This is a genomic window from Pseudomonas sp. AD21 (genome assembly GCF_002878485.1).
Taxonomy (GTDB): Bacteria; Pseudomonadota; Gammaproteobacteria; order Pseudomonadales; family Pseudomonadaceae; genus Aquipseudomonas.
This window is the reverse complement of the sequence record NZ_NQYG01000030.1, coordinates 33,454-50,132: the sequence shown is the minus strand read 5'-3', so window position 1 is coordinate 50,132 and position 16,679 is coordinate 33,454. Positions and strand designations below refer to the sequence as shown.

The window sequence follows — 16,679 nt, the reverse complement described above, 5'->3', positions numbered from 1 at the left end:
GCCGTATAGAAATCGGCGCTTGAGCAGAAGTTCAGCTGACTTTTTAGATATTTCACGCTTTTTTTACAAGGTGAATTTTTCAACGTCGCCGGCAACCTGGCCCAGCAGGGGCAGGGTCTTGCGGAAGGACTCGGGATCGGCACTGGTCCAGAATCTGACCGGGCGGTTCGGCCCCTCGGCGAGCAGTTCGCGCTCGGCCAGCAGCCGATGCAGTTGTCGTGCTACGGCCGCGCCTGTGTCGATCAGGCTGATGCTCTCGGGGATCATCGTCTTGAGCATCGGCTTGAGAAACGGATAGTGGGTGCAGCCGAGGATGATCGTGTCGCAACCGTTGGCCAACAGCGGATCGACATAGTGCTTGAGCAATGCACGCAACTCGGTACTGTGCAGATCGCCGCTCTCAATCAGCTCAACCAGACCGGGGCACGGCTGGGTGATGACTTGAACATCGGTGGCGAAACGGTCGAGCAATGCGGCGAACTTGGCGCTCTGCAACGTGCCGGTGGTGGCGAGTACGCCGACCACACCGCTACGGGTCGCGGCAGCGGCGGGTTTGACCGCCGGCTCCATGCCGACGATCGGCCATTGAGGAAAGTCCCGGCGCAGATCGGCAACCGCAGCCACCGTGGCGGTATTGCAGGCGATCACCAGGGCCTTGGCGCCCTGCTCACGGAAAAAACCGGCCATCACACTGCAGCGCTGGCGAATGAATTCCGGGGTTTTCTCACCGTAGGGAATGTGTCCGCAATCGGCGAAATACAGCAGTGACTCATGGGGTAGCAAACGCTGGATCTCGGCCAATACCGACAAGCCGCCGACGCCGGAGTCGAACACCGCGATCGGTGCCTCACGCATGCTGCGAACCACAGACGCTGCAACCCGGGTCACGCTTGACCCGCAGTTCACGGAAGCGCGAACCCAAAGCATCGATCAACAGCAAGCGGCCCACCAGTGGCTCGCCGAAACCGATCAGCACTTTCAACGCCTCAAGCGCTTGAAGACTGCCAACCAGACCCACCAGCGGCCCGACCACACCGGCTTCGCTGCAGGTCAGCTCGGCCTCGCTGCCGTGCCCGTACAGGCAGTGGTAGCACGGACTTTCCGGGCGGCGCGGGTCGAACACCGACAACTGCCCTTCCAGGCGAATCGCCGCGCCGCTGACCAGCGGTTTGCGCGCAGCCACGCAGGCGGCATTGACCGCTTCGCGGGTAGAGAAATTGTCGGAGCAGTCGAGCACCAGGTCCACCGCGGCCACGGCGGCGGCCAGCGTGTCTTCGTCCAGCGCCTGACGATGGGCAACCAGTTGAATCTCGGGATTGATCGCGCCCAGGCGCTTGAGCGCCGAGTCGACCTTGCTCATGCCGACGCTGTCGGTGTCATGGATGATCTGGCGTTGCAGGTTGGTCAGGTCGACCGTGTCGAAATCCGCCAGATGCAGCTCACCGACCCCCGCCGCCGCCAGATACAACGCGACCGGCGCGCCGAGACCGCCGAGGCCGACGATCAGCACGCGGCTGTCCTTGAGCTTCAGTTGCCCATCGATATCGATGTGTTGCAGCAGAATCTGCCGGCTGTAGCGCAGCAATTCCTGATCATTCAGCACGGCAGGCGCCCCAGGCTGATCCGTTGATGGCCGCCCAGATCGGTGCGGCTGTGGACTTCTTCGAAACCGCTGGTCAACAACAGATCACGCACGGCCTCGGCTTGATCATAGCCGTGTTCGAGCATCAGCCAGCCACCGGCTTCAAGATGATCCGGAGCCTGGGCGACGATCAGGCGCAGATCGTCGAGCCCGTCGATACCGGCCACCAGCGCACTGGCTGGTTCGAAGCGCACGTCGCCCTCGACCAGATGTGGGTCGGCGGCGGCAATGTAAGGCGGGTTGCTGATGATCAGATTGAAGCGCTGGCCTTCGAGGGCGCTGAACCAGTGGCTGCTCAGCACCGTGGCGTTGCTCAGGTTCAAGCGCTGGCGATTGCGTTCGGCCAGGGCCACGGCTTCCAGCACGCGATCAACCGCGGTGACCTTCCACGCCGGGCGCTCGCTGGCCAGGGCCAGGGCAATCGCACCGCTGCCGGTACCCAGATCGAGAACTTTCGCCGGATTTGCTGCCAGCAGTTCCAGCGCGGCCTCTACCAGTAATTCGGTGTCCGGACGCGGAATCAACGTGTGCGGCGCCACTTCCAGATCCAGCTTCCAGAAGCCCTGCTGACCGAGAATGTAGGCCACCGGCTCACCGCTGCGACGCCGTTGCAGGTACTCGGTAAAAATCAGCACCGCTTCGCTGGGCACAATGCGCTCGGGCCAGGTGTGCAGGAAGCTGCGCGGTTTGCCCAGTGCAGCCGCGAGGAGTAATTCGACATCCAGACGCGCCGTGGGCGAATCCGGCAGTTCGGCGGCGCGTAACAGACTGGCAATGATGGTCATTTATTCACCTATCGCTGCAAGTTGGTCAGCCTGGTATTCGGCCAGCAAAGGCTCGATCACCGCTTCAACGCCACCGGCGAGAATTTCATCAAGGGAGTACAGGGTCAGGTTGACGCGGTGGTCAGTGACCCGGCCCTGGGCAAAGTTGTAAGTGCGGATACGCTCGGAGCGATCACCGGAGCCGACCAGCAGCTTGCGTTCACTGGCAATGGCATTGGCCGCTGCGGCGGTCTGCTGATCGTTGAGCTTGGCCGACAACCAGGCCATCGCCCGCGCCCGGTTCTTGTGCTGGGAACGCTCTTCCTGACACTCGACGACGGTGCCGGTCGGTATGTGCGTGATGCGGATCGCCGAGTCGGTGGTGTTGACGTGCTGACCACCGGCCCCGGAGGAGCGGAACGTGTCGACACGCAGATCCGCCGGGTTGATCTCGATGGCTTCGCGCTCGTCGGGCTCGGGCAACACCGCCACGGTGCAGGCCGAGGTGTGGATACGGCCCTGGGATTCGGTGGCGGGTACGCGCTGTACGCGGTGCGCGCCGGATTCGAATTTCAGCTTGCCGTAAACGTTGTCGCCTTCGATGCGGGCGATGACTTCTTTATAGCCGCCGTGTTCGCCTTCGTTTTCCGAGAGGATCTCGACACGCCATCCACGGCGCTCGGCGTAACGCGAGTACATGCGGAACAGGTCGCCGGAGAAGATCGCCGCCTCGTCGCCACCGGTGCCGGCGCGGATTTCGAGGAACACGTTACGACCGTCATTGGGATCCTTGGGCAGCAACATGCGTTGCAGGTCGCCTTCCAAAGTGATCAGCAATTCCTTGGCTTCACGGACTTCTTCCACGGCCATTTCACGCATGTCCGGGTCGCTGTCCTTGAGCAGCGCCTGCGCGCCCTCAAGATCGCTTTGTACGCCGAGCAGCTTTTTATAGGCGTGCACGACCGGCTCGAGTTCAGCGTATTCCTTGGAATAGGCGCGGAATTTGGCCTGATCGGCAATGACTTCGCCGTCGCCGAGCAGCGCGGTCAGTTCCTCGAAACGGTCCTGGAGGATGTCCAGCTTGTTGAGCAGTGACGCTTTCATTGCGGTTTTTTATCCGAAAAACTATCCGGTGAGCCCTCGAGGGCAAAGAGTTCCTGGGCCATGGCCAGCGCATCGAGGCGGCCTTCGGCAGAAAGCTTTTTCAATTGCACGCTGGGCGCATGCAACAGTTTATTGGTCAGGCCGCGGGCCAGTTGCCCGAGCACATCTTCGGCGTTGCCGCCGTTGGCCAGCAGACGCAGGGCCTTTTGCAGCTCTTCGTCGCGCAGGCGTTCGCTCTGTTGCCGGTAGGCCTTGAGCACATCGACCGCCGCCAGTTCGCGCAGGCGCACCATGAAATCGTCGGCGCCAACCGAGACCATCTCTTCCGCCGCCTGTGCTGCGCCCTGCCGGCTCTTGAGGTTTTCGGCGACCACTTCGTGGAGATCGTCGACGCTGTAGAGGTAAACGTCGTCGAGTTCGCCGACTTCTGGCTCAATGTCTCGCGGTACGGCGATGTCGACCATGAAAATCGGTTTGTGCTTGCGCTGCTTCAGCGCACTTTCGACCGCGCCCTTGCCGAGGATCGGTAATTGGCTGGCGGTCGAGCTGATCACGATATCGCTGCGCACCAGCTCCGCCGGGATGTCCGAAAGCAGCACCGCATGCGCGCCGAACTGCTCGGCCAGCAGGCTGGCGCGTTCCAGCGTACGGTTGGCAACCACGATGCGCTTGACCCCGAGCTCGTGCAAATGACGGGCAACCAGGGTGATGGTCTCGCCGGCACCGATCAGCAGGGCCTGACTGCGTTGCAGATCGCTGAAAATCTGTTTGGCCAGGCTGACGGCGGCAAACGCCACGGACACCGGGTTTTCGCCGATGGCGGTGTCGGTGCGCACCTGCTTGGCAGCATTGAACGTCGCTTGAAACAGGCGTCCCAGCAGCGGGCCGATAGTGCCGGCCTCGCGGGCCACGGCGTAGGCCGATTTCATCTGGCCGAGAATCTGCGGTTCGCCCAAGACCAGCGAGTCGAGCCCGGAGGCGACACGCATCATGTGACGAACTGCCGCATCATCTTCGTGCACATAAGCACTCGCGCGCAGCTCATCGAGGCTTAAATGGTGATAATCGGCCAGCCAGCGCAGCACGATATCCGCCGACAACTGATCCTGCTCTATATAAAGCTCACTGCGATTGCAGGTGGAAAGGATCGCAGCTTCGCGGCTGTCGGTCAGTCGGCAGAGCTGCTGCAAGGCTTCCACCAGCTGCTCAGGGGTAAAGGCCACGCGCTCGCGGACGTCTACTGAAGCAGTCTTGTGGTTAATACCGAGTGCAAGGAAGGCCATTCAAGGTCGCTGATGGTGACGTGAAGCCGGCAATTGTCCTACTTCGTCAGATCCAGAACAACTACCGCTGACTATTGTCCCAATTGTCGGCCACTATAAAGGTCACATTCGAGACTCGGTTATGTTTGGCCGAAGGCTTGTGTCATGATGATCCGACCGCAGGTTAGTCGTCCTCTTCCTATATGAATAGATCTTCCGCGTTGCTCCTTGCTTTTGTCTTCCTCAGCGGCTGCCAGGCCTTGGCCCCCGTTTCGCCGGACGGTACCCCGCCGGTCGAAGACACCGCGTCCCCGCCTGAAAAACCCAAGGTTTACAGCTCGTTCAGCGAAGAAACCGTTTTCAGCCTGTTGAGCGCCGAACTCGCCGGCCAGCGCAATCGCTTCGACATTGCCCTGGACAACTACGTGACCCAGGCCATCAACACCCAGGACCCGGGGGTTTCCGAGCGCGCGTTCCGCATCGCCGAATACCTGGGCGCCGACCAGCCTGCGCTGGATACCGCGCTGATCTGGGCGAAAAACGCCCCGGACGACCTCGAAGCGCAACGCGCCGCCGCCGTGCAACTGGCGCGTGCCGGGCGTTATGACGACTCCATGGTTTATATGGAGAAAGTCCTGCAGGGCAAGGGCGACACCCATTTCGACTTCCTCGCGCTGTCGGCAGCCGACACCGACCAGGAAACCCGCAACGGTCTGATGAAAAGCTTTGACCGTCTGCTGCAGCGTCACCCGAAGAACAGCCAGCTGATTTTCGGCAAGGCCCTGCTCCTGCAACAGGATGGCGACAATAAAGCCGCACTGACCCTGCTCGAAGACAACCCGCCGGAAGAAGGCGAGATCGCCCCGATTCTGCTGCGTGCCCGTCTGCTGCAAACCATGAATCGTGGCGACGAAGCCCTGCCGTTGTTGCAGAAAAGCATCAAGAAATACCCGGACGACAAGCGCCTGCGCCTGACCTATGCGCGCACGCTGGTTGAACAGGACCGGATGGACGACGCCAAGGTCGAGTTTTCCACCCTGGTTCAGCAATACCCGGAAGACGATGAGCTACGCTACTCGCTGGCGCTGGTGTGCCTGGAAGCCAAGGCCTGGGACGAGGCCAAGGGCTACCTGGAAGACCTGATCGCCCGGGAAAGCCACGTTGATTCGGCGCATCTGAACCTCGGCCGCATCGCCGAAGAGCGCAACGACCCGCAGGGCGCGCTGATCGAATACGCGCAGGTCGGCCCGGGCAATGACTATCTGCCGGCGCAACTACGTCAGGCCGATATCCTGATGAACAATGGCAAGACCGCCGAAGCACAAAGCAAACTGGCGGCCGAGCGCGATGCGCAACCGGATTACGCGATCCAGTTGTACCTGATCGAATCCGAAACCCTGTCGGCCAACAAACACGACGACAAGGCCTGGAAAGTACTGCAGCAAGCCCTGCTGCAATACCCGGATGACCTGAATCTGCTCTACACCCGGGCCATGCTCGCGGAAAAGCGCAATGACCTGGCCCAGATGGAAAAAGACCTGCGCCTGATCATCAAGCGCGATCCGGACAACGCCATGGCGCTCAACGCGCTGGGTTACACGCTGTCTGATCGCACCACCCGCTACGCAGAAGCCAAAGACCTGATCGAACAGGCACACCGGATCAACCCGGAAGACCCTGCCGTGCTCGACAGTCTCGGCTGGGTGAACTTCCGCATGGGTAACCTGGACGACGCCGAGAAATATCTGCGTCAGGCGCTGGAGCGTTTCCCTGACCACGAAGTCGCCGCGCACCTGGGCGAAGTCCTGTGGACCAAGGGCAATCAGCGTGAAGCCAAGCAAATCTGGGGCAAGTTCCTCAAGGACCAGCCCGACAGCACCATCCTGCGCAGCACCATCAAGCGCCTGACCGGATCCGAGACTCTCTAACTCATGTTTTTGCGCCACGTTATTGTTTTCAGCTTCATCGCCCTGCTCGCCGGTTGCGCGGGCTTCGGCGCTCGCGAATCGGTCGAGGGCCACGGCAGTCCGGCTCAATGGGCCGCGAACAAACAACAGCTGACCGGCCTCGACGGCTGGCAGATCGATGGCAAGATCGGCATCCGCGCGCCGAAAGATTCCGGTAGCGGCACGCTGTTCTGGCTGCAGCGTCAGGACTATTACGACATTCGTCTGTCCGGCCCGCTGGGTCGTGGCGCGGCGCGACTGACCGGGCGTCCGGGCAAGGTCTCGCTGGAAGTCGCCAATCAGGGCCGCTATGACTCCGACTCACCGGAAGCGCTGCTCGAAGAGCAACTCGGCTGGAAACTGCCGGTATCGAATCTGGCCTGGTGGGTCCGTGGCCTGCCTGCGCCAAGCAGCAAAAGCCGCCTGACCCTCGATAACGACAGTCGCCTGGCCAATCTGGAACAGGATGGCTGGAAGGTCGAGTACCTCAGCTACGCCGAGCAAAACGGTTACTGGCTGCCCGAGCGGATCAAACTGCACGGCACCGACCTGGACGTGACGCTGGTGATCAAGACCTGGCAACCGCGCAAACTGGGGCAATAAGCATGAGCGCTCCACGCCTGACGCTGCCGTCGCCAGCCAAGCTCAATCTGATGCTGCACATTCTCGGTCGCCGTGAAGATGGCTATCACGAATTGCAGACGTTGTTTCAGTTCGTCGATTACGGCGACGAAATCACGTTCGCCGTGCGCGATGACGGCGTGATTCAGCTGCACACCGAGTTCGCCGGTGTACCGCATGACAGCAATCTGATCGTGCGCGCGGCAAAAATACTCCAGGCACAATCCGGCTGCACCCTCGGCATCGACATCTGGATCGACAAGGTTTTGCCCATGGGCGGCGGCATCGGTGGCGGCAGCTCCAACGCGGCCACCACCCTGCTCGGTCTCAATCACCTGTGGCAACTGGGCTGGGATGAAGATCGCCTGGCTGCACTGGGCCTGGCGCTGGGTGCCGACGTCCCGGTTTTCGTCCGTGGCCACGCGGCATTTGCCGAAGGCGTGGGCGAGAAACTGACCCCGGTCGACCCCGAAGAACCGTGGTATCTGGTGCTCGTACCGCAAGTCTCTGTAAGTACGGCAGAAATTTTTTCCGATCCTTTGTTGACACGTAACACGCCGCCCATTAAAGTGCGCCCCGTTCCCGAGGGAAACAGTCGAAATGACTGTTTGCCGGTGGTTGCAAGGCGTTATCCAGAGGTACGTAACGCATTGGATTTGTTAGGTAAATTTACCGAAGCAAAACTCACTGGAACTGGAAGTTGTGTGTTTGGGGGCTTCCCAAGCAAAGCTGAAGCTGATAAAGTCTCGGCCCTTCTGACAGAGACCCTTACAGGGTTTGTAGCGAAAGGAAGCAACATTTCGATGTTGCACCGCAAGCTGCAAAGTCTGCTCTAAAGGAACCAAGTGCTCGGCACTTGATGCAACAGATACAGGGGCGTCGCCAAGCGGTAAGGCAGCAGGTTTTGATCCTGCCATGCGTTGGTTCGAATCCAGCCGCCCCTGCCATTTTCTATACTCATCCAGGTTACCCTCAGCCTCTAGGTACTGCGCGTGTCCAAGATGATGGTCTTTACGGGGAACGCTAACCCCGATCTGGCTCGGCGTGTTGTACGTCAGCTGCATATCCCTCTCGGTGACATCTCTGTCGGTAAGTTCTCCGACGGCGAAATTACTGCCGAGATCAATGAAAACGTTCGCGGTAAAGACGTTTTCATTATTCAGCCGACTTGCGCTCCGACCAACGATAACCTGATGGAACTGGTAGTGATGGCTGATGCCTTCCGCCGCTCCTCGGCTACTCGTATCACTGCTGTTATTCCTTATTTTGGTTATGCCCGTCAGGATCGCCGTCCGCGTTCCGCACGTGTGGCTATCAGCGCGAAAGTCGTCGCTGACATGCTTACCGTAGTCGGCATCGACCGTGTTCTCACGGTTGATCTGCATGCTGACCAGATTCAGGGCTTCTTCGATATTCCGGTAGATAACATCTACGGCTCCCCGGTTCTGGTGGATGACATTGAAGATCAGCGCTTCGAAAACCTGATGATCGTGTCCCCGGACATTGGTGGCGTCGTGCGTGCACGGGCCGTTGCCAAATCCCTGGGCGTGGATCTCGGGATCATCGACAAACGCCGTGAGAAAGCCAATCACTCTGAAGTGATGCATATCATCGGTGATGTCGAAGGGCGTACCTGCATTCTGGTCGATGACATGGTCGATACCGCCGGCACTCTGTGCCACGCGGCCAAGGCCCTGAAAGAGCATGGCGCAGCCAAGGTCTTTGCCTACTGCACACACCCTGTGCTGTCGGGTCGGGCCATCGAGAATATCGAAAATTCCGTGCTGGACGAGCTGGTGGTGACCAACACCATCCCGCTGTCCGCTGCAGCACAAGCCTGTGCACGTATCCGTCAACTGGATATCGCACCGGTTGTTGCCGAAGCGGTTCGCCGCATCAGCAATGAAGAATCGATCAGCGCGATGTTCCGTTAAGGGCCCTGCCCTTCTCGAAATGTCTCGTTGACGAAAAGCGCCCCGCCCCGGCATTCCTGCCGGGGCGGGGCTTTTTTGCCCATACCGTGTTTGGCGCTGGTCGCAAACGCCACCCGGTCATGGCTATTTTGGAGATACAAAATGAACGATTTTACTCTGAATGCTGAAGTGCGTTCCGACCTGGGGAAAGGTGCGAGCCGCCGCCTGCGTCGTATCGCCGCCCTGGTTCCAGCTGTTGTTTACGGTGGCGAAAAAGCCCCTGAATCCATCAGCATGCTGGCCAAGGAAGTTGCCAAACTGCTCGAAAACGAAGCGGCTTACAGCCACATCATCGAGCTGAACGTTGGTGGCACCAAGCAAAACGTAATCATCAAAGCTCTGCAGCGTCACCCGGCCAAAGGCCACGTGATGCACGCTGACTTCGTACGCGTTGTAGCTGGCCAGAAACTGACCGCTATCGTTCCTGTGCACTTCATCAACGAAGCTGCTCCAGTGAAGAAAGGCGGCGAGATTTCGCACGTTGTTGCTGAAATCGAAGTGACCTGCCTGCCGAAAGATCTGCCTGAGTTCATCGAAGTCGACCTGGCTAACGCTGAAATCGGTTCGATCATTCACCTGTCGGACCTCAAAGCTCCTAAAGGCGTTGAGTTCGTTGCTCTGGCACACGGCGATGACAAGGCTGTTGCCAACGTCCACGCTCCACGTGTTGCTCCAGAAGCTACCGAAGAAGGCGCAGCAGAGTAATTCACTCTGTAACGCCTGAGTGATCAGTAACATCGCGGACTGGAACGTAGCGAGAAAGCGGGCGAGAACGCGGAGTTTACATTCATGGTAAATGAGCAATTTTCGTCCACTTTCGCCGCTTTCCCTGATCGCGGCGATGTTACTCACCACTCAAAGGAAGGGCCCCTATCGTGACTGCCATCAAACTGATCGTTGGCCTGGGAAATCCAGGCGCCGAATACGACCAGACCCGGCATAACGCAGGGGCCCTTTTTGTTGAGCGCATCGCAGCCGCGCAAGGTGTCAACCTTGTGGCCGATCGCAAATATTTCGGCCTGACCGGACGCTATTCGCATCAGGGTCAGGATGTTCGTCTGCTGATTCCCACCACCTACATGAACCGCAGCGGCCAGGCCGTGGCGGCACTCGCCGGTTTCTTCCGCATCACGCCTGAAGAAATCCTCGTGGCGCATGACGAACTCGACTTGCCTCCGGGCGTTGCCAAGCTCAAGCAGGGCGGCGGCCATGGCGGTCACAACGGGTTGCGCGACATCATCGCGCAACTGGGTAATCAGAATACGTTCTACCGCCTGCGGCTTGGCATCGGCCACCCGGGCGTCGCCAGTATGGTTTCAAATTTCGTCCTGGGTCGTGCGCCACGCGCCGAACAGGAAAAACTCGATGCCAGCATCGACTTTGCCCTCGGCGTGCTGCCGGATATCCTCGCCGGTGAATGGAACCGCGCGATGAAAAACCTGCACAGCCAGAAGGCCTGACTCTACTCCGAGGGGACACACCATGGGATTCAATTGCGGCATCGTCGGCCTGCCTAACGTCGGCAAGTCCACCCTGTTCAACGCCCTGACCAAATCCGGTATCGCGGCCGAGAACTTCCCCTTCTGCACCATCGAGCCGAACAGCGGCATCGTGCCGATGCCGGATCCGCGCCTGGACGCTCTGGCGGCCATCGTCAATCCGAAGCGCATCCTGCCGACCACCATGGAATTCGTCGACATCGCAGGCCTGGTAGCCGGCGCCTCGAAAGGTGAAGGTCTGGGCAACAAGTTCCTCGCCAACATCCGTGAAACCGATGCCATCGCTCATGTGGTGCGCTGCTTTGAAGACGAAAACGTGATCCACGTTTCCAACAGCGTCGATCCGAAGCGCGACATCGAAATCATCGACCTGGAACTGATCTTCGCCGACCTCGACAGCTGCGAGAAGCAACTGCAGAAAGTCGCGCGTAACGCCAAGGGCGGTGACAAGGACGCCGTGGTTCAGAAAGCTCTGCTGGAGCAACTGATCGCGCACTTCACCGAAGGCAAGCCTGCGCGCAGCCTGATGAAGAACATGAGCGCTGACGAAAAGGCAGTGATCAAGGGCTTCCACCTGCTGACCACCAAACCGGTCATGTACATCGCCAACGTCGCTGAAGACGGTTTCGAGAACAACCCGCACCTGGACGTGGTTCGCGCCATCGCCGAAGAAGAAGGCGCGATGGTCGTTCCGGTCTGCAACAAGATCGAAGCAGAAATCGCCGAACTCGATGACGGTGAAGAGAAGGACATGTTCCTCGAGGCCCTGGGCCTGGAAGAGCCTGGCCTGAACCGCGTAATCCGCGCTGGCTACGAAATGCTGCACTTGCAGACCTACTTCACCGCCGGTGTCGAAGAAGTCCGCGCCTGGACCGTCAAAGTCGGTGCCACCGCACCTCAGGCTGCCGGCGTGATCCACACCGACTTCGAGAAAGGCTTCATCCGCGCCGAAGTGATCGCCTACAACGACTTCATCCAGTACAAGGGCGAAGCCGGTACCAAAGAAGCCGGTAAATGGCGTCTGGAAGGCAAGGATTACATCGTCAAGGACGGCGACGTGATGCACTTCCGCTTCAACGTGTAAGCGACACGCCCAAGAAAAAGCCGCGTTTGATACGCGGCTTTTTTGTGCCTGAAATTTATGGCCCAACACATTCCCCCTGTAGGAGTGAGCCTGCTCGCGATAGCGGTGTGTCTGTCGAATCAACTGTAACAGACACTCCGCTATCGCGAGCAGGCTCACTACTACAATGGGTAATGTGTGAATCAGGCCTTTTTGGCGCGCGGCAAGAAAATTGCCAACACACCAAACAACGGCAGGAACGAGCACAGGAAATACACATACTCAATCCCGTGCACATCCGCCAGATGACCCAGCAATGCCGCGCCAATCCCGCCGAAACCAAACATCAAACCGAAGAACACCCCGGCAATCATCCCGACATTGCCCGGCACCAATTCCTGCGCGTACACCACAATCGCCGAGAACGCCGAGGCGAGGATGAAGCCGATCACCACGCTGAGAACAGTGGTCCAGAACAGATCGACGTGAGGCATCAGCAGCGTGAACGGCGCCACACCAAGGATCGAGAACCAGATCACTGCCTTACGCCCGATCTTGTCGCCAATCGGCCCGCCGAAGAACGTCCCCGCCGCCACCGCGCCCAAGAACATGAACAGGTGCAGCTGCGAACTGGCCACCGACAGGTCGAACTTCTCGATCAGGTAAAACGTGAAGTAACTGGTGAGGCTGGCCATGTAGAAATACTTCGAGAACACCAACAGCCCCAGCACCACTAGCGCACTGGTCACCCTGCCCTTCGACAACCCATGAGTCGCCGCCTGACCGGCCTTGAGTTTGAACAGGTTCAGGTGATGGGCATACCAGCGGCTGATGCGGTACAGCACGAACAGTGCAAACACCGCGAACAGACCGAACCACGCCACGTTGCCCTGACCAAACGGAATGATGATCGCCGCCGCCAGCAACGGGCCGAACGCGGAACCGGCGTTACCGCCGACCTGGAAGGTCGATTGCGCCAGACCAAAGCGTCCGCCCGAGGCCAGCCGCGCAATCCGTGATGCCTCTGGGTGAAAGGTCGAGGAGCCGATACCGATCAGCGCCGCAGCCAACAGAATCAACGGGAAACTGCCGACCACCGACATCATCACGATGCCGATCAGCGTGCAAATCGAACCGGCCGGCAACAGCCACGGTTTCGGATGGCGGTCGGTGTGATAACCGACCCACGGCTGCAACAGCGAAGCGGTCAACTGGAAGGTCAGGGTGATCAGGCCGACCTGAGTGAAACTCAGGCCATAGTTGGCCTTGAGCATAGGGTAGATCGACGGCAGCACCGACTGAATCAGGTCGTTGATCAAATGCGCCAGCGCCACGGCGCCGATGATACGCATCACCAGTGGGCTGCTTTGCGGAGCAGCGGGCGCCGAGGCAGCGGCGGTCTGAGCGTTGCTGATAGCCATGGAAGTTTCCGTACAGCAGATGGATGCACGCGGGCAGGTGCGCCAATGTGCCATTTTTCAGTGCGCCAGCGCCATCCCCTTAGCCAGCTAACTAACTGACTGATCGTCGTGCACCAGGTGATAGCGCAACGCCATGGTCTGAATCTTGCCTTGCTTCTCCCCTTGAACGCGGGCGCCTTACAAAGGCGACCGACAATGGGAAGTTTCGCTACAGAGCCGGCCTACAGAGCGGGCGAGAGTGAACTTTCGAGGCCTTTTAGCAGGGCACAACATCAAGGTCGCCAGACCGCGATGCACGCCATTGGTGCGTGGTGTCCAGAGGAGTCATGGGGCATGCAGGCTTTCCTTTCACCGGGGATCAAATTGCTGGGGCGGTTTTGCTTCGCGCGTAAATTCCAGTTGTTGTTTCTGCTGTTCATTCTGCCGTTGGCCGGCAGCCTGTTGATGATCGGCCAAGACTATCGCGACAAACTCAATCTGATTTCCGGCGAACGTGCCGGCGTGCGGCAGTTGCTCGCGCTGGATGCGCTGGACAACCTGCTCGCCGCGCAACGTGACCGTGCCGCCCGTTGGCGCGCCACCGAAACCAATCGCCAGCCGACCCCGGCCACCCTCGCCGCCATGGCAGCGTTCGACGCCGTGCACCCCGCCCTCGTGCAAGCCACCAGTGATCTGGGCAATGCACTGAGCAAGGAAGGCGCCGAAGGCGAAACCCTCGCCCGCTATCAGGCGCTGCAAAGCGCACTCGGCGGTCTGGATTCGAAAAGCCTGAGCAGCGTCGGCTGGTGGCCGGACGGCTATGACCGGTTCACCAACGCCCTCAGCGCCCTGCAAGCCTTGCGCGAGCAGATCGTCATGGACAACCGCCTGACCCTCGCGCCGTGGCTGGAAACCTATTTGCTGACACAGATCTCCACGCAGCACGCACCGGATCTGATCGAGCGTGTGGGCCGCCTCGCGGCAGTCGGTCAGGCTTCAGTGGTCTCGGGCCAGTTCACCCTGCAGAGCCGCCTGCAACTGCGCGACCTGCGCAGCCGTATCGGCGATGCCCGCGAGCAACTGGTGAAGACCGCCGGCCTGCTCGAAGCGCGTTTGCCGAGCGATCTGCAGACCTGGGCAGGCCAATACCACGACAGCCTCAAGCGCCTCGATGCCGGTCTCAAGGTGCTGGATGACGGCGTGTTCGGTGGCAGCATCACGCTCAAGCCCGAGGACTTCGAACGTAGCCTCGATGCATTGCTGGGCGATCTCGCCTCCCTGCGCCAGCAATCGCTGCTGTCGCTGGATCAGCGCCTGGACGCCTACCACACCTCGGCGATTCGCCAGTTCATGGTGGTCGCCGCCGTGTTCGGCTGCCTGTTGCTGGCAGCGCTGTACCTGTTCGTCTGCCTGCAAGCCTCGATCCGCCGCAGCGCCAGCGGCATCACCCTGCTGGCCGAAGCCCTGCGTGACGGCAACCTGAGCCTGCAGGTGCCGGTGGTGGGCCGCGATGAACTGGCGGCGATCAGCACCGCGCTGAACGTCGCCGTGGTGCAACTGCGCGCCAGCATGCTCGGGGTCGATCACGAAACCTCGCAACTGAGCCACGCCGTGCGCAGCCTCAACGATCACTCCAGCGGCGCCCTCAGTGAAGTCGAAGCGCAGCAGTTGCAGATCAGCCAGATCGCCGCCGCCGCGACGCAACTGGCCGCGACCTCGCAAGGCGTAGCGCAAAGTTGTGAACAGGCGTCCGGCAGCGCCCAGCACACCCGGCGCATCGCGGCCGACAGCAGCCGTGACAGCCAGCGCACCACGGCGAGTATTCAGCAGCTCAACCAGCGTTTGAACGACACCGCAGCGGCGTTGAGTCGGGTCAGCGAGCAAGGCCAGCAGATTCAACTGGTGGTCGATACGATTCGCGGCGTTGCCGAGCAAACCAATCTGCTGGCGCTCAACGCGGCCATCGAAGCCGCGCGTGCCGGCGAACAAGGGCGCGGTTTCGCCGTGGTGGCCGATGAGGTGCGCAGCCTGTCGCAACGCACCCAGTCATCGACCGCGCAGATCGCCGGCACGGTCGACAGCCTGCGCGCCACGGTCAACGAAGCGGTGAGTTTGATGGAAGCTGCCTGCGGCCAAGCGCAAACCGATGCCGAGTCGGTCACCGGTCTCGGTGAACGTTTGGGAGAAATCGCCAGCGCCGTGCAAAGCGTCACCGACACGTTGGCGCAAATCGCCACGGCGGTTGAGGAACAGGCGAGTACCGCCGATGAAGTCAGCGGCAATATCCAGCAGGTTGATCAGGCGGCCGTGCGCTTGCTCGAAGGCGCCAGGGCGGTGAATCTTGCGGCGGACACCTTGAGCCAGGGCAGCAAAGCGTTGAGCGACAACACCGCGCGCTTCCGTCTCAGTTGATCACTGCTTCGGGGAAGTCCGTTTCCAGTTCAGCCTTGATCCATTGAATAAACCACGCCACATCCGCCGAGAGTTCGGCGGACGGCGTCAACACCCGATAGCTTTCCAGCTTCACTTGGGCGTCGACCGCACGCACCAGTTTGCCGCTGGCGAGTTCATGGCGCACCAGCACCTCGTTGGCCAGCGCGATGCCCTGCCCGCTTTCGGCGACAGACAACGCGTGGTCGTTGTTGACGTAGAGCATGTCGGAGCTCAGGTGGATGTCGAGGTCGTGAGCGGCAAACCACAGGTTCCACCATTCGCCGTCATCGACATGGATCAGTTCGTGTCTGACCAGATCGGCCGGGCTGTTGATCGGCGCGATGCTGGCCAGATATGCCGGCGTGCAGATCGGAAACACCCGTGGGCAAATCAGCGCTTGCCGTGAGTCGGCATACTGCCCGTCGAGGCCGTAGACGATACCCAGATCGGCACTCTTGCCATCCACTTCGGTGAAGGTGGAGTTCGGCTCGATCGCCAGTTTCAATCCCGGCCGCAGATGCCGCAGCGCTTCGATCCTCGGCATCAACCAGCGCTTGGCGAAACCCGGCACCACCATGATCCGCAACCAGCGCTCGGCATCTTTCGGTCGAGCGTCCTTGCCCGCCTCGATGATCAACTGCAGGGCGGCGGCGATCTTGCGATGGTACTTCTCCCCCGCTGTTGTCAGGTTGACCCCGCGCGAAGTGCGCTCGAACAATTGAATGCCCAACCAGTCCTCGAGCAACTTCACGTGCCGGCCAATCGCCGGCTGGGTCACGTGCAGGGCTTTCGAGGCTTCGACGTAGCTGCCCAAACGGGCGGCGGCATCAAAGGCACGCACCGCGTTGAGCGGCGGCAAACGGTGGTCGGGCATGATTCCTGGCACCTTTGGCTGTTAAATTAACTAACACCTGCCATGTTTAAATTGAAGTGTCGCCCCGCGCAACCCCTGGCTGATAATCGAGCCACAGC

Annotated in this window: 15 protein-coding genes and 1 tRNA gene; 9 read left to right on the top strand and 7 right to left on the bottom strand. The window is 60.4% G+C overall.

The window, feature by feature from the left end:
* Nucleotides 1–63 precede the first annotated feature (63 nt).
* The 5 genes from murI to hemA are packed head-to-tail and all read right to left on the bottom strand — an operon-like array spanning nucleotide 64 to nucleotide 4,793.
* Nucleotides 64–855: a glutamate racemase gene (murI, locus tag PseAD21_RS18065; RefSeq protein ID WP_102356850.1), complete on the bottom strand. Its 792-nt coding sequence runs from the start codon at nucleotides 853–855 to the stop codon at nucleotides 64–66.
* Nucleotides 848–1,603: a molybdopterin-synthase adenylyltransferase MoeB gene (locus PseAD21_RS18060; protein ID WP_102356849.1), complete on the bottom strand. Its 756-nt coding sequence runs from the start codon at nucleotides 1,601–1,603 to the stop codon at nucleotides 848–850. Before PseAD21_RS18060 ends, murI begins: the two co-directional genes overlap by 8 nt.
* Nucleotides 1,597–2,427, bottom strand: a complete 831-nt coding sequence (gene prmC, locus PseAD21_RS18055) for a peptide chain release factor N(5)-glutamine methyltransferase (RefSeq protein WP_102356848.1) — start codon at nucleotides 2,425–2,427, stop codon at nucleotides 1,597–1,599. The genes PseAD21_RS18060 and prmC overlap by 7 nt, the downstream gene beginning before the upstream one ends.
* Nucleotides 2,428–3,510 (bottom strand): peptide chain release factor 1, encoded by a 1,083-nt coding sequence (gene prfA, locus PseAD21_RS18050; RefSeq protein WP_102356847.1) that lies wholly within the window; start codon nucleotides 3,508–3,510, stop codon nucleotides 2,428–2,430.
* Nucleotides 3,507–4,793 carry a glutamyl-tRNA reductase gene (hemA, locus tag PseAD21_RS18045; protein WP_102356846.1) on the bottom strand — a complete coding sequence of 429 codons (1,287 nt, stop codon included), beginning with the start codon at nucleotides 4,791–4,793 and terminating at the stop codon, nucleotides 3,507–3,509. Before hemA ends, prfA begins: the two co-directional genes overlap by 4 nt.
* Before the next feature lie 182 nt (nucleotides 4,794–4,975).
* Here hemA and PseAD21_RS18040 point away from each other — a divergent pair, with 182 nt between their 5' ends.
* The 8 genes from PseAD21_RS18040 to ychF all read left to right on the top strand — a co-directional run bounded on the left by PseAD21_RS18040 (nucleotide 4,976) and on the right by ychF (nucleotide 11,895).
* Nucleotides 4,976–6,700: a tetratricopeptide repeat protein gene (locus PseAD21_RS18040; RefSeq protein ID WP_102356845.1), complete on the top strand. Its 1,725-nt coding sequence runs from the start codon at nucleotides 4,976–4,978 to the stop codon at nucleotides 6,698–6,700.
* A 3-nt stretch (nucleotides 6,701–6,703) separates the two neighbouring features.
* A complete protein-coding gene (gene lolB, locus PseAD21_RS18035; protein ID WP_102356844.1) occupies nucleotides 6,704–7,321 on the top strand; it encodes a lipoprotein insertase outer membrane protein LolB in 618 nt (205 codons plus the stop codon).
* Nucleotides 7,322–7,323: 2 nt separating this feature from the next.
* Nucleotides 7,324–8,175, top strand: a complete 852-nt coding sequence (gene ispE / locus PseAD21_RS18030) for a 4-(cytidine 5'-diphospho)-2-C-methyl-D-erythritol kinase (RefSeq protein WP_102356843.1) — start codon at nucleotides 7,324–7,326, stop codon at nucleotides 8,173–8,175.
* A 36-nt stretch (nucleotides 8,176–8,211) separates the two neighbouring features.
* A tRNA-Gln gene (locus PseAD21_RS18025) sits at nucleotides 8,212–8,286 on the top strand.
* A 45-nt stretch (nucleotides 8,287–8,331) separates the two neighbouring features.
* Nucleotides 8,332–9,273, top strand: coding sequence for a ribose-phosphate pyrophosphokinase (locus PseAD21_RS18020; protein ID WP_003171603.1), 942 nt, complete (start codon nucleotides 8,332–8,334; stop codon nucleotides 9,271–9,273).
* Between the two features lie 141 nt (nucleotides 9,274–9,414).
* A complete protein-coding gene (locus PseAD21_RS18015; protein ID WP_102356842.1) occupies nucleotides 9,415–10,017 on the top strand; it encodes a 50S ribosomal protein L25/general stress protein Ctc in 603 nt (200 codons plus the stop codon).
* 170 nt (nucleotides 10,018–10,187) lie between these two features.
* Nucleotides 10,188–10,772 (top strand): aminoacyl-tRNA hydrolase, encoded by a 585-nt coding sequence (gene pth, locus PseAD21_RS18010; protein ID WP_102356841.1) that lies wholly within the window; start codon nucleotides 10,188–10,190, stop codon nucleotides 10,770–10,772.
* A 22-nt stretch (nucleotides 10,773–10,794) separates the two neighbouring features.
* Nucleotides 10,795–11,895 (top strand): redox-regulated ATPase YchF, encoded by a 1,101-nt coding sequence (gene ychF, locus PseAD21_RS18005; protein WP_102356840.1) that lies wholly within the window; start codon nucleotides 10,795–10,797, stop codon nucleotides 11,893–11,895.
* A gap of 182 nt (nucleotides 11,896–12,077) precedes the next feature.
* Here the strand turns inward: ychF and PseAD21_RS18000 are convergent, their stop codons facing one another.
* Nucleotides 12,078–13,295: an MFS transporter gene (locus PseAD21_RS18000; RefSeq protein ID WP_102356839.1), complete on the bottom strand. Its 1,218-nt coding sequence runs from the start codon at nucleotides 13,293–13,295 to the stop codon at nucleotides 12,078–12,080.
* Nucleotides 13,296–13,628: 333 nt separating this feature from the next.
* Between PseAD21_RS18000 and PseAD21_RS17995 the strand changes: the two genes are divergently transcribed.
* Nucleotides 13,629–15,686, top strand: a complete 2,058-nt coding sequence (locus PseAD21_RS17995; protein WP_102356838.1) for a methyl-accepting chemotaxis protein — start codon at nucleotides 13,629–13,631, stop codon at nucleotides 15,684–15,686.
* Here PseAD21_RS17995 and PseAD21_RS17990 read toward each other — a convergent pair.
* The gene (locus PseAD21_RS17990) at nucleotides 15,679–16,581 is read right to left on the bottom strand and encodes a LysR substrate-binding domain-containing protein (RefSeq protein ID WP_102356837.1); all 903 of its coding nucleotides are present in this window, start codon (nucleotides 16,579–16,581) and stop codon (nucleotides 15,679–15,681) included. The genes PseAD21_RS17995 and PseAD21_RS17990 overlap by 8 nt on opposite strands.
* Nucleotides 16,582–16,679 lie beyond the last annotated feature (98 nt).

What these genes read in the sequence shown, in the direction of transcription:
- murI (WP_102356850.1), bottom strand. Translation starts at nt 855, where the DNA reads ATGCGTGAGGCACCGATCGCGGTGTTCGACTCCGGCGTCGGCGGCTTG.
- prmC (WP_102356848.1), bottom strand. Translation starts at nt 2,427, where the DNA reads ATGACCATCATTGCCAGTCTGTTACGCGCCGCCGAACTGCCGGATTCG.
- prfA (WP_102356847.1), bottom strand. Translation starts at nt 3,510, where the DNA reads ATGAAAGCGTCACTGCTCAACAAGCTGGACATCCTCCAGGACCGTTTC.
- hemA (WP_102356846.1), bottom strand. Translation starts at nt 4,793, where the DNA reads ATGGCCTTCCTTGCACTCGGTATTAACCACAAGACTGCTTCAGTAGAC.
- PseAD21_RS18040 (WP_102356845.1), top strand. Translation starts at nt 4,976, where the DNA reads ATGAATAGATCTTCCGCGTTGCTCCTTGCTTTTGTCTTCCTCAGCGGC.
- lolB (WP_102356844.1), top strand. Translation starts at nt 6,704, where the DNA reads ATGTTTTTGCGCCACGTTATTGTTTTCAGCTTCATCGCCCTGCTCGCC.
- ispE (WP_102356843.1), top strand. Translation starts at nt 7,324, where the DNA reads ATGAGCGCTCCACGCCTGACGCTGCCGTCGCCAGCCAAGCTCAATCTG.
- PseAD21_RS18015 (WP_102356842.1), top strand. Translation starts at nt 9,415, where the DNA reads ATGAACGATTTTACTCTGAATGCTGAAGTGCGTTCCGACCTGGGGAAA.
- ychF (WP_102356840.1), top strand. Translation starts at nt 10,795, where the DNA reads ATGGGATTCAATTGCGGCATCGTCGGCCTGCCTAACGTCGGCAAGTCC.
- PseAD21_RS18000 (WP_102356839.1), bottom strand. Translation starts at nt 13,295, where the DNA reads ATGGCTATCAGCAACGCTCAGACCGCCGCTGCCTCGGCGCCCGCTGCT.
- PseAD21_RS17995 (WP_102356838.1), top strand. Translation starts at nt 13,629, where the DNA reads ATGCAGGCTTTCCTTTCACCGGGGATCAAATTGCTGGGGCGGTTTTGC.
- PseAD21_RS17990 (WP_102356837.1), bottom strand. Translation starts at nt 16,581, where the DNA reads ATGCCCGACCACCGTTTGCCGCCGCTCAACGCGGTGCGTGCCTTTGAT.